Origin of the sequence: Sinorhizobium fredii USDA 257 (genome assembly GCF_000265205.3) — a bacterium.
Lineage (GTDB): Bacteria > Pseudomonadota > Alphaproteobacteria > Rhizobiales > Rhizobiaceae > Sinorhizobium > Sinorhizobium fredii_B.
In genome coordinates, this window is sequence record NC_018000.1 from 5,513,149 (window position 1) to 5,526,357 (window position 13,209).

Sequence of the window (13,209 nt, forward strand, 5' to 3'; positions counted from 1 at the left end):
CGTCCTCGAGTCCCGTTGGCGTTTTCTAATCCATTTAAAACACCTGTTGCAAGCGCTTCGGATCGATGCATAAATGCCCTGTTCCCGGCCGGTTCGGTCTGCGGTTTTCTGAAATGCAACAAGGGTTTGACAGGTCTCATGATGAATCGGCTCTCCACCAACGAACTGCCGCAGCCGGCCCTGAGATCCTCCGAACCCGGCCAGCTTGCCGTCGAGATTCTTGAACGCCTCAAATACCGCATCGGCAAGGACCCGAAGGTCGCAAAACCGCACGACTGGCTGACTGCCGCCATTCTGGTCGCCCGCGACCGGATCACCGACAAGTGGATGGAGTCGACGCGCAAGACCTATGCGACCGGGGCGAAGCGGGTCTACTACCTTTCACTCGAATTCCTCATCGGCCGCATGATGCGCGACGCGATGACGAATATCGGCCTTATGGACGAGATGCGTGACGCGCTTGCCTCGCTCGGCGTCGATATCGACGTGGTCGGGCAGCTGGAGCCCGACGCCGCTCTCGGCAATGGCGGCCTCGGGCGCCTTGCCGCCTGTTTCATGGAGTCGATGGCAACCGTCGACGTTCCCGCCTATGGCTACGGCATCCGCTACATGCACGGCCTGTTCCGCCAGCAGATGGCCGATGGCTGGCAGGTCGAACTGCCGGAAACCTGGCTTGCCCATGGCAATCCGTGGGAATTCGAGCGGCGGGAGAGCTCCTACGAGATCGGTTTCGGCGGCGGTGTCGAAACGGTCAATATCGACGAGGAAGTCCAGCGCTACGTCTGGAAGCCGGCGGAGCGGGTAATCGCCACCGCCTTCGACACGCCGGCCGTCGGCTGGCGGGCAAAGCGGGTCAACACGCTGCGTCTCTGGGCTGCGCAGCCGATCGACCCGATCCTGCTCGACGCCTTCAATGCCGGCGACCATATCGGTGCGCTGCGCGAGAGCAACAAGGCGGAGAGCCTGACACGCGTGCTCTATCCGGCCGACGCCACGCCGGCCGGCCAAGAACTGCGCCTCCGGCAGGAATATTTCTTCTCCTCCGCTTCGCTGCAGGACATTCTGCGCCGGCATCTGCAGCAATATCCGGACTTCACCTCACTGCCGGATGCGGTTGCCATCCAGCTCAACGATACCCATCCGGCCGTGTCCGTCGCGGAGCTGGTGCGGCTGCTGACCGACGTCCACGGGCTCGGTTTCGAGGAAGCCTGGGACATCACCCGGCGGACCTTCGCCTACACCAACCACACGCTGCTGCCGGAAGCGCTCGAGAGCTGGCCGGTACCGCTTTTCGAGCGGTTGTTGCCGCGCCACATGCAGATCGTCTACGCGATCAATGCCAAGGTCCTCATCGAGGCGCGCAGGCAGAAGCATGCGACCGACGAGGAGATCCGCAGCATCTCGCTGATTGACGAGACTGGCGAGCGGCGGGTGCGCATGGGCAACCTCGCCTTTGTCGGCTCCCATTCGATCAACGGCGTCTCGGCGCTGCACACCGACCTGATGAAGGAAACGGTGTTTGCCAACCTGCACCGCCTTTACCCGGACCGCATCAACAACAAAACCAACGGCATCACGCCGCGCCGCTGGCTGATGCAGTGCAATCCCGGCCTTTTCGCGTTGATCCGTGACGCGATCGGCGACGAGTTCATCGACAATACCGAGGCGCTGCAGGCCCTCGACGCCTTTGCCGACAAGCCGGACTTCCAGGAACACTTCGCCGCCGTCAAGCGCGCCAACAAGGTGAGGCTGGCGAAGCTGGTCCAGGCGAGCCTCGGCATCAGGCTTGATCCCTCGGCGATGTTCGACATCCAGATCAAGCGCATCCACGAATACAAGCGGCAATTGCTCAACATCATCGAGGCGGTGGCGCTCTACGATCAGATTCGCTCGCATCCGGAACTCGACTGGGTGCCGCGCGTCAAGCTCTTCGCCGGCAAGGCGGCGCCGAGCTACCACCACGCCAAGCTGATCATCAAGCTTGCCAACGACGTCGCTCGCGTCATCAACAACGACCCGGCGGTGCGTGGTCTTTTGAAGATCATCTTCGTCCCCAACTACAACGTCTCGCTCGCCGAGGTGATGGTGCCTGCCGCCGATCTCTCGGAGCAGATCTCGACCGCCGGCATGGAGGCGTCCGGCACCGGCAACATGAAGTTCGGCCTCAACGGCGCCCTGACCATCGGCACGCTCGACGGCGCCAATGTGGAGATGCGCGACTGGGTCGGCGAGGAAAATATCCAGATCTTCGGCATGACCGCCGAGGAGGTGGCGAAGGCACGGGCCGAGGGGCACAACCCGCGTGCCGTCATCGAGAGCTCGCGCGAGCTGTCGCAGGCGCTCCAGGCAATCGCCTCCGGAGTCTTCTCGCCGGACGATCGCAACCGCTTCGCGGGCCTTGTCGACGGGCTCTACAACCATGACTGGTTCATGGTAGCCGCCGATTTCGAAGCCTACGCCAAGGCACAGCGCGAGGTTGACAAACTCTGGGCCACCCCATCCGACTGGTATTCGAAGACCATCCGGAACACGGCGCGCATGGGCTGGTTCTCCTCAGACCGCACGATCCGGCAATATGCCGGTGAAATCTGGAGAGCTGGATGACGTCACCGCCTGGCAAGGACGAAACGCCCGCTGCGTCAGGCTTTCTGCCGGCGCAGGAGATTGAGGCAATACTTTCCGGCACCCACAGCGACCCCTTTGCCGTTCTCGGCGTGCACGCCTCCGGCAAGACCTACGTCGCGCGCTGCTTCATTCCCGGCGCGGGAACTGTTGTCGCGGAGACCCTATCCGGCAACGACATCGGAGCACTCGAACGGCGCCACGACGCCGGCTTTTTCGAAGGCCCCGTCTTGCTCCGCAAGGGGCAGCCGATCCGCTACCGGGCCCGCAACGAGGGCGGCGAATGGATCGTGCTCGATTCATACAGTTTCGGTCCCGTCCTTGGCCCCATGGACGACTATTACATCCGCGAAGGCTCGCACCTGAGGCTCTTCGACAAGATGGGTGCCCACCCGATCTCGCACGAGGGTGCCGAAGGCTTTCACTTCGCCGTCTGGGCGCCGAACGCGCGGCGCGTTTCGGTCGTCGGCAACTTCAACGATTGGGATGGCCGTCGCCACGTCATGCGGCTGCGCGCCGACACGGGCATCTGGGAGATCTTCATCCCCGGCGTGCCGATCGGCGCCCCTTACAAATACGAGATTCTCGGCAAGGACGGCACGCTGCTGCCGCTGAAGGCCGATCCTTTCGCCCGGCGCTCGGAGCTCCGCCCCGACACCGCATCGGTAACCACGGGCGAAATCGCCCAGGTCTGGGACGACGAGGCGCACCGGCGGCACTGGGAAGAGATCGATCCGCGCCGGCAGCCGATTTCCATCTACGAGGTCCATGCCAGTTCGTGGCAGCGCCGCGACAACGGCGATATGCTGACCTGGGACGAACTGGCCGAGCGGCTGATCCCCTATTGCGTCGACATGGGCTTCACCCATATCGAGTTCCTGCCGATCTCCGAATTCCCCTACGATCCGTCATGGGGCTATCAGACCACCGGTCTTTATTCGCCGACCGCGCGCTTCGGCGAGCCGGAAGGTTTTGCCCGCTTCGTCAATGGCTGCCACAAGGTCGGCATCGGCGTCATTCTCGACTGGGTGCCGGCGCATTTTCCGACCGACGAGCATGGCTTGCGCTGGTTCGACGGTACGGCGCTCTACGAACACGAGGATCCGCGCCAGGGCTTCCATCCCGACTGGAACACGGCGATCTACAATTTCGGCCGCGAGGAGGTCGCCGCCTACCTCGTCAACAACGCCCTCTACTGGGCCGAGAAGTTCCATGTCGACGGCCTCCGCGTCGACGCGGTCGCGTCGATGCTATATCTCGACTATTCGCGCAAGCACGGCGAATGGGTGCCGAACGAGTACGGCGGCAATGAAAATCTCGAGGCGGTTCGTTTCCTGCAGACGATGAATACCCGCCTCTACGGCATTCATCAGGGCGTTCTGACGATCGCCGAGGAATCGACCTCCTGGCCGAAAGTGTCCCATCCGGTCCACACCGGCGGGCTCGGCTTCGGCTTCAAATGGAACATGGGCTTCATGCACGACACGCTGCAATATCTGTCGCGCGAGCCGGTGCACCGGAAGTTCCACCACAACGACATGACCTTCGGACTGCTCTACGCTTTCAGCGAGAATTTCGTCCTGCCGCTGTCGCATGACGAGGTCGTGCACGGCAAGGGATCGCTGATCGCCAAGATGGCCGGCGACGATTGGCAGAAGTTCGCCAATCTCAGGGCCTATTACGGCTTCATGTGGGGCTATCCGGGCAAGAAGCTCCTCTTCATGGGGCAGGAGTTCGCGCAATGGCGCGAATGGGCGGAAGAGCGCCAGCTCGACTGGAACCTGCTCGAATACAATCTCCACGAAGGCATGCGGCGGCTGGTCCGCGACTTGAACGGCACCTATCGCTCCAAACCGTCGCTGCACGCACGCGATTGCGAGGGCGATGGCTTCGAGTGGCTGATTGCCGACGACCGGGACAATTCGGTCTTCGCCTGGCTCAGAAAAGCACCGGGCGAGAAGCTGATCGCGGTCGTCACCAATTTCACTCCGGTCTATCGGGAGGGCTATGACGTACCGCTACCGGTCGCAGGACGCTGGAAGGAAATCCTCAACACCGATGCGGAGATCTATGGAGGCAGCGGCAAGGGCAACGGCGGCGCCGTGCATGCGGAAAGGAAATCGAACGGAATGACGATGGCCACAGTGACGCTGCCGCCGCTCGCGACGCTGATGCTCGAGCAGGAATGAGGAGTGGGCCCGGCCGGCACCGCCGGCGGACGGGCTGGAAGGAATCAGGGGCCCGCGAGGCGTCGCAGAAAGCCGCCGGGCGGTCCTCGAAGAACTGATCTTGGGGAGGACAAATGGTGGAAAAACGTACGCAACCTCTGGCTCGTGATGCCATGGCCTATGTTCTCGCCGGCGGTCGTGGCAGTCGGCTGAAGGAACTGACCGACCGGCGTGCCAAGCCGGCCGTCTATTTCGGCGGCAAGGCTCGCATCATCGATTTCGCGCTTTCCAATGCGTTGAATTCGGGTATCCGTCGCATCGGAGTGGCGACCCAGTACAAGGCCCATTCGCTGATCCGGCACCTGCAGCGCGGCTGGAACTTCTTCCGCCCCGAGCGCAACGAGAGCTTCGATATCCTGCCGGCGAGCCAGCGCGTCTCGGAAACGCAATGGTACGAAGGCACCGCCGACGCAGTCTTCCAGAATATCGACATCATCGAGGATCATGGCGTCGAGTACATGGTGATCCTCGCCGGCGATCACATCTACAAGATGGACTACGAGCTGATGCTGCAACAGCACGTCGATTCCGGCGCCGATGTGACGATCGGCTGCCTGGAAGTGCCGCGCATGGAGGCGACGGGCTTCGGTGTCATGCATGTCGACAACGAGGACCGGATCATCGCCTTCGTCGAAAAGCCGGCCGACCCGCCCGCCATCCCGGGCAACCCTGAGATGGCGCTGGCCTCCATGGGCATCTACGTCTTCCACACCAAGTTCCTGATGGACATGCTGCGCCGGGATGCGGCCGATCCGAAATCCAGTCGCGATTTCGGCAAGGACATCATTCCCTATATCGTCGAGCACGGTAAGGCGGTCGCCCACCGCTTCACCCACTCCTGCGTCCGTTCGGACTTCGAACGCGAGGCCTATTGGCGCGACGTCGGCACGATCGACGCCTATTGGCAGGCGAACATCGACCTCACGCATATCACGCCCGAGCTCGACATCTACGACAGCACTTGGCCGATCTGGACTTTTTCCGAAATCAAGCCGCCCGCCAAGTTCGTCCACGACGACGAGGACCGCCGCGGCTCGGCGACCTCCTCGCTCGTCTCGGGAGATTGCATCATCTCGGGCGCAGCGCTCAACAGGAGCCTCTTGTTTACCGGCGTTCGCGTCAATTCATACTCCCGACTCGAAAATGCCGTAGTTCTCCCCGACGTGACGGTCGGGCGGCACTCGATTCTGCGCAATGTCGTCATCGACAGCCGGGTAGTGATCCCGGAAGGGCTGGTCGTCGGCGATGATCCGGAGCTCGACGCCAAGCGCTTCCGCCGGTCCGAAAACGGCGTTTGCCTGATCACGCAAACGATGATCGACAAATTGGGAATGTAGGTCCGCGCGTATGAACATCCTGTCCGTTGCGTCCGAGGTCTACCCGCTGGTCAAGACCGGGGGGCTCGCCGATGTCGTCGGCGCGCTCCCGGCGGCGCTTCTCCCGCACGGCATCCGAACCCGCACGCTGGTGCCTGGCTATCCGGCCGTGCTCCACAAGCTCAAGAAGAAAAAGACCGTCGGCGGCATCGACAATCTGTTCGGTCACCCCGCGACCCTGCTTGCGGCCGAAATCGACGGACTGGATCTGCTCGTACTCGATCAACCGGCGCTCTACGACCGCGACGGCGGGCCCTATCTCGATCCGACCGGGCGCGACTATCCGGACAATTTCCGCCGTTTCGCCGCCCTGTCGCTCGCCGCCGCCGAGATCGCCGGCGACAATGTCGTTCCCGGTTGGAGGCCGGATATCGTCCATGTTCACGACTGGCAGGCGGCGCTGACGCCTGTCTATATGCGCTTCGGTTCGGCGCGGAACATGCCGACGGTGCTGACGATCCACAACATCGCCTTTCAGGGCCAGTTCGGCCCGTCCGTCTTCCCCGAACTCTCCCTGCCGCCCGAAGCGTTCACGACGCCGTTCCTCGAATATTATGGCGATGTCGGATTTCTCAAAGGCGGCCTGCAGACGGCGACGGCGATCACCACCGTCAGTCCCTCCTATGCGCATGAGATCCTGACGCCGGAATTCGGCATGGGGATGGAGGGACTTCTGGCAAGCCGCGTCTTGGACCTGACAGGGATCGTCAACGGCATCGATGTCGACACCTGGAATCCCGAGACGGATCCGAGCATTGCCCGAAACTACGGTCCGACCGCGATCAAGCAGCGGGCGGCCAACCGCAAGGCTCTGGAAGAGCGTTTTGGCCTGGACCAGAGCCGCGGTCCGATCTTTTGCGTCATCAGCCGGCTCACCTGGCAAAAAGGCATGGACCTCTTGGCCGAAGTGGCCGACGATATCGTCACGCTCGGCGGCAAGCTTATCGTGCTCGGCTCCGGCGACAGCGCGCTCGAGGGGGCGCTCCTGGCAGCCGCCTCGCGCCACCGCGGCCGCATCGGCATGATAACCGGCTATGACGAGCCGCTGTCGCACCTCATGCAGGCGGGTTCCGATGCGATCCTCATCCCGTCGCGCTTCGAGCCCTGCGGCCTGACGCAGCTCTACGGTCTGCGCTATGGCTGCATACCGATCGTTGCCCGCACCGGCGGACTGACCGACACGGTCATCGACGCCAACGAGGCAGCGCTGTCGGCCCGGGTCGCCACCGGCTTCCAGTTCCGCCCGGTCACCGCCGACGGCTTGCGTCTTGCGATCCGCCGCGCAATGCATGCATACAGCGAGCCGAAAGTGTGGGCGCGCCTGCAGAACCAGGGCATGAAGTCCGACGTTTCCTGGGGCAAGAGTGCGGAACGCTACGCTGCGCTCTACTCCGGTCTTCTCGCGAAAGGCTAAGACAGATGATAAAAACCGTCTCCACCAATCCCTATAGCGACCAGAAGCCTGGCACATCGGGCCTCAGGAAGAAGGTTCCGGTCTTCCAGCAGAAGAATTACGCCGAGAACTTCATCCAGTCGATTTTCGATTCGCTCGAAGGCTTTGCGGGAGAGACGCTGGTGATCGGCGGCGACGGCCGTTACTACAACCGCGAGGTCATTCAGAAGACGATTAAGATGGCGGCTGCGAACGGTTTCGGCCGCGTGCTCGTCGGCCGCGGCGGCATCCTGTCGACGCCGGCTGCCTCGAATGTCATCCGCAAATACAAGGCCTTCGGCGGCATCGTGCTGTCGGCAAGCCATAACCCCGGCGGCCCGACCGAGGATTTCGGCATCAAGTACAATGTCGGCAATGGCGGCCCCGCACCGGAAAAGGTCACGGATGCGATCTTCGCCCGCACCCAGGCGATCGACAGCTACCGGATTGTCGTCGTCGCCGACGTCAACCTGGACGTCGAGGGATCGCAGCAGGTCGAGGACATGACGGTAACCGTCATCGACCCGGTTGCCGACTATGCCGAGCTGATGGAAAGCCTGTTCGACTTTTCGGCGATCCGCAAGCTGATCTCCGGTGGCTTCCGCGTCGTCTTCGATGCAATGAGCGCCGTCACCGGACCCTATGCCAAGGAGATCATCGAGAAACGGCTCGGCGCGCCCAAGGGTTCGGTGATGAACTTCATACCCCTGCCGGACTTCGGCGGCCATCATCCGGACCCGAACCTCGTCCACGCCCGCGCCCTCTACGAGACGATGATGGCGCCCGACGCGCCAGATTTCGGCGCCGCCTCCGACGGCGACGGCGACCGCAACCTGATCGTCGGCAAAGGCATTTTCGTCACCCCCTCCGACAGCCTCGCGATACTTGCCGCAAATGCGCATCTGGCGCCCGGCTACGCCAAGGGACTTGCCGGCATAGCCCGCTCCATGCCGACGAGTGGTGCCGCCGACCGCGTCGCCGAAAAGCTCGGCATTGGCCTCTATGAGACGCCGACCGGTTGGAAATTCTTCGGCAACCTGCTCGACGAGGGCATGGCGACGATCTGCGGCGAGGAAAGCGCCGGCACCGGATCCAACCACGTGCGCGAGAAGGACGGGCTCTGGGCGGTATTGCTGTGGCTGAACATCCTGGCGGTCCGCAAGGAAAGCGCCCGTGATATCGTGCGCCAGCACTGGTCCGCCTATGGCCGCAACTATTATTCGCGCCATGACTATGAGGGTGTCGACTCCGACGCCGCGAACGGCCTTATCGCCGCGCTGCGGGACAAGCTCGCCGGCCTGCCAGGCAAGAGCTTCGGCGCGCTGACGGTCGAGACCGCCGATGATTTCTCCTACAACGATCCGGTCGACAAATCGGTGAGCAAGAACCAGGGCATCCGCATCCTCTTTGAGGGCGGGTCCCGCGTCGTCTTCCGTCTCTCGGGCACCGGCACGTCCGGCGCGACGCTGCGTGTTTATATCGAACGCTTCGAACCTGACCCGGCTCGCCACGACCTCGACACGCAGGAAGCACTCGCCGACCTGATCGCCGTTGCCGACGAACTCGCCGAGATCAAGGCACGCACCGGGCGCCAGGAGCCGAGCGTCATCACCTGAGGCGCAAGATCAATGGGGCCGCCGCCATGCGCGGCCTTCCTTCTTCCAAACTGGTGCCCCGGCACCCCCTTCTGGCCTGCCGGCCATCTCCCCCACAAGGGGGGAGAATATGTGCGGCTTCCCCTCGCTTCAACCGAAAGGCTTCCGCAAGCGGAGCGCCCCCGTGAGGCAGAAGAGAGCCGCGAGTCGTCTCCCCCTTGTGGGGGTGATGGCCGGCAGGCCAGAGGGGGTGCCGGCGGCACCGATCTCGGCTGCAAGATCACTACCAAGAAGGAACGCGTCCCTCATGCCGACGACCGGAATTCCACCCCTCGGCGTGACCCGCACGCCAGACGGAACGCGCTTTGCCGTCTGGTCCCACAATGCCGCGCGGATCGATCTTTGCCTGTTCGATAAGCAGGGCGAAAAAGAACTGCGCCGCCTGCCGATGAGGCGCGACGGTGATGTGCACAGCATCACCCTTGGGGACGCCCCCCTCGGCACCCGATACGGCTTGCGTGCCGAGGGCGTCTACTCGCCCGACCACGGACTGTGGTTCGATCCTTCCAAGCTGCTGGTCGACCCCTATGCAGTGGAACTCGACCGCCCGTTTCGCCACGATCCGCGGCTGACGGTCTTCGGACAAGAAACGGCCGATCTCGTGCCGAAGGCGATCGTGACGGACATAAAGGCTGTGGAGCCTAAGCCGCCGCTGTTCCAGCCGGGCGGGCTGATCTATGAGGTCGCCGTAAAGCCGTTCACCATCCTTCATCCGAACATTCCGGAAAAGAAGCGCGGCACTCTGGCCGCGCTCGCCGAGCCGATCGTCATCGAGCACCTGCACCGCCTCGGTGTCTCCGCCGTCGAACTGATGCCGATCGTCGCCTGGATCGACGAGCGGCACCTGCCGCCGCTCGGACTGCACAATGGTTGGGGCTACAACCCGATCGCACCGATGGCGCTCGATCCGCGCCTGGTTCCGGGCGGCGTCAAGGAATTGCGCAAGACGGTGGACGCCCTGCACAAGGCCGGCATCGGCGTCATCCTCGATCTCGTCTTCAACCATTCCGGCGAGAGCGACCGCTACGGCACGACGCTCTCGATGCGCGGTCTCGACAATCTCACCTATTATCGCCATGTGACCGACCAGCCCGGCGAACTCATCAATGACACCGGCTGCGGCAATACCATCGCTTGCGATCACCCGACGGTGCAAAGCCTCATCCTCGACAGCCTGCGGCATTTCGTGTTGGCCGCCGGCGTTGACGGATTTCGCTTCGACCTTGCCTCCATCCTCGGTCGCGACATGAGCGGCTTTCATCGCGACGCCGCGCTTTTTGCGGCAATCGCGGCCGATCCGGTGCTGTCGGACCGGGTGCTCATCGCCGAGCCCTGGGATACCGGCCCGGGCGGCTATCAGCTCGGCAATTTCCCTCGCGCCTTTCTTGAGTGGAACGATCGCGCCCGCGACGATATCCGCCGCTATTGGCGCGGCGATCGGCACGCCATCGGCGCGCTCGCCAGCGCGCTTGCCGGCTCCTCCGACATCTTCTCTCGCTGGGGCGAGACGACGACGCGCAGCGTCAACTTCGTCGCCGCCCATGACGGCTTCACGCTCGTCGATCTCGTCTCCTATGCACGCAAGCACAACGAGGCGAATGGCGAAGGCAATCGGGACGGGCACAACGAGAACTACTCGTGGAACAATGGCGCCGAGGGCCCGACCGAGGATCCGGAGGTGGTGACAGCACGGCGGAACGATGCCATGGCGATCGCCGGCAGCCTGTTCGCCTCGCGCGGAACGATCATGCTGGCGGCAGGGGACGAAGGCGGCCGCAGCCAGCACGGCAATAACAATGCCTATGCGCAGGACAATACGATCACCTGGCTCGACTGGGAGGCGCTCGACCAGCAACTGGTCGACCACACGGCTGCGCTCTCCTCCATGCGCCGTCGCTTTCGCGTCTTCGCCGAGAGGTCCTTTTTCACCGGCCGGGGCGACGTCGCCTGGCTGCGGCTTGACGGTCATCCGATGACGGTCGAAGATTGGGAACATCCGGCGACCGATAACCTGATCATGACGCTTGCGACCGAGGATCGGCAACAGCAGCGATCGACCCGGCTCGCCGTGGTCATCAACCGCAGCCATGCGCCGCATCCCTTCATGCCGCCGCCGAGCCTCGAGGGCGAATGGCGCGACGCCCTCTCGGACGCCACGCTGCCGGCCTTCGCACCCGCCCGCTCAGTCACGTTTCTTGTCGAGGTTTTCTAAAGTTTTACCGCCACTTGCTAGACGTTGCCCGGCCGGCCTATAGATCGGTCGAGAGGCCGCTGCTTCAGGACAAACCCATGCCGCACGATATTTCGCTTTCCGAGGTCAAGGCTCTGATCGGCAAAGAGATCGGCGTATCCGACTGGATCACCGTGTCGCAGAAGACCATCGACAATTTTGCCGAGGCGACAAGCGACTTCCAATTCATTCACACTGATCCCGAGCGCGCGGCGGCGGAAACGCCCTTCGGCGGCACGATTGCGCACGGGTTCCTGTCGCTCTCGCTACTCTCGGCAATGAACTACAATTGCCTGCCGAAGATCCGCGAGCAGACGATGGGCATCAATTACGGCTTCGACAAGGTGCGCTTCATGGCACCCGTCAAGAGCGGCGCCCGGGTACGAGGCCGCTTCACCATGGCCGACGCCCGCTTCCGCGGCGCCGGCATGCTGATGATCACCTATGACGCGACGGTGGAGATCGAGGGCGAACGGAAGCCGGCCCTGACAGCTGTATGGCAGACGATCATTCAGTTCGACCCGAAGGACCGGCCGGCCGATGCCTGACGCCGGGTCGGCCGACGAGACCATCCGTGCTGCATTCCGCGACCAGGCGAAATCCTGCGAAAAGCTCGGTTCGCCGTTCATGGCGCGCCTCTGCAAGCTGGCTGCGGAGCGCCTGAATGAGAAAAACACAGTGGGCCGCCGCGTTCTCCGTTGGCCAGGCGATCCATCCGCCAATGGCGACGCCCTCGCGCTGCGGCTGTTCGGTGCCCTTCACGCCCTTGTTCTCCTGCATCGCGACGACGAATTGGAAGGTTGCTACCCGCCCAACGATGCCGACGACGCCACACTATGGAACGCTTGCGAGGGGGCACTCGCGCGGCACGCGGATTTCATCCTTGAGCGGCTCCGATTTGCGCCGCAAACGAATGAGGTGCGCCGCTCCGGCGCATTGCTTCCCGGCTTCCTGACGATTGCCAATCTTTTCGGCAGGGGGCTCGTTCTCTCGGAGATCGGCGCCAGCGCCGGCTTGAACCTCCACTGGGACCGGTATCGTTACGTTCTCCCGAACGGTGATTGCGGCGATGAAGCTGCCGATGTTGTCATCACGCCCGAATGGCATGGTGACGCACCGAAACTCCGGTCCTTGGAAATTGTCTCACGCGCCGGTTGCGACCTCAACCCGCTGAACCCGGCGGACGAGGACGACCGGCTGCGGCTGCTCTCCTATATCTGGGCAGACCAGTTGGACCGGCTCGATCGGACAAGGAAAGCATTGGACATCGCCGCATCTGCAGGGAGGCTGGTCGAGCGCGCCGACGCGATCGACTGGCTGAAGGCCCGCCTGGCTCGCAGCTTCCCGGGCGCGGTGCACGTCATCTATCACTCGATCGCCTGGCAATACCTGCCGGCAGCCGCCCAGAGGCAAGGTGAGGCCCTGATTTCCGCCGCCGGCGCGGTTGCGACTCACGCGGCGCCGATTGCCCGGCTGCAGATGGAGGGCGACAGCCAAACGCCCGGCGCGGCACTGTCGCTTCAGATATGGCCGGGCGGTGAAAAGCACCTCATCGGCCGCGCCGATTTCCACGGCCGTTGGGTCAGTTGGCGAGGCTGGCCGGCAAGCGGCTGACCGCGACGACACGACAAGCCCCGCTCACAAAGAAAAAGCGGCAGATCGCTCT

The 13,209-nt window shown here is 63.4% G+C and carries 8 protein-coding genes; all 8 read left to right on the forward strand.

The genetic code is table 11. The annotated features are described in order from the left end of the window. The first annotated feature begins 138 nt into the window (after positions 1-138). Positions 139-2,604 carry a glycogen/starch/alpha-glucan phosphorylase gene (locus USDA257_RS25890; RefSeq protein WP_014765947.1) on the forward strand — a complete coding sequence of 822 codons (2,466 nt, stop codon included), beginning with the start codon at positions 139-141 and terminating at the stop codon, positions 2,602-2,604. After that, on the forward strand, positions 2,601-4,811 hold the full coding sequence (gene glgB, locus USDA257_RS25895; protein WP_014765948.1) for a 1,4-alpha-glucan branching protein GlgB: 2,211 nt from the start codon (positions 2,601-2,603) through the stop codon (positions 4,809-4,811). Before USDA257_RS25890 ends, glgB begins: the two co-directional genes overlap by 4 nt. 113 nt (positions 4,812-4,924) lie before the next feature. After that, complete coding sequence (gene glgC, locus USDA257_RS25900; RefSeq protein ID WP_014765949.1) at positions 4,925-6,187, forward strand: glucose-1-phosphate adenylyltransferase; 1,263 nt, start codon at positions 4,925-4,927, stop codon at positions 6,185-6,187. Positions 6,188-6,197: 10 nt separating this feature from the next. Next, positions 6,198-7,640, forward strand: a complete 1,443-nt coding sequence (gene glgA, locus USDA257_RS25905; RefSeq protein WP_014765950.1) for a glycogen synthase GlgA — start codon at positions 6,198-6,200, stop codon at positions 7,638-7,640. A 5-nt stretch (positions 7,641-7,645) separates the two neighbouring features. After that, positions 7,646-9,274: an alpha-D-glucose phosphate-specific phosphoglucomutase gene (locus USDA257_RS25910; protein ID WP_014765951.1), complete on the forward strand. Its 1,629-nt coding sequence runs from the start codon at positions 7,646-7,648 to the stop codon at positions 9,272-9,274. 286 nt (positions 9,275-9,560) lie between these two features. Beyond that, positions 9,561-11,525, forward strand: a complete 1,965-nt coding sequence (gene glgX, locus USDA257_RS25915) for a glycogen debranching protein GlgX (RefSeq protein WP_041414675.1) — start codon at positions 9,561-9,563, stop codon at positions 11,523-11,525. 77 nt (positions 11,526-11,602) lie between these two features. Then, entirely contained in the window at positions 11,603-12,091 is a 489-nt protein-coding gene (locus tag USDA257_RS25920; RefSeq protein WP_014765953.1) for a MaoC family dehydratase, read from the forward strand. Then, positions 12,084-13,157, forward strand: coding sequence for a DUF2332 domain-containing protein (locus USDA257_RS25925; protein WP_014765954.1), 1,074 nt, complete (start codon positions 12,084-12,086; stop codon positions 13,155-13,157). The genes USDA257_RS25920 and USDA257_RS25925 overlap by 8 nt, the downstream gene beginning before the upstream one ends. Positions 13,158-13,209 lie beyond the last annotated feature (52 nt).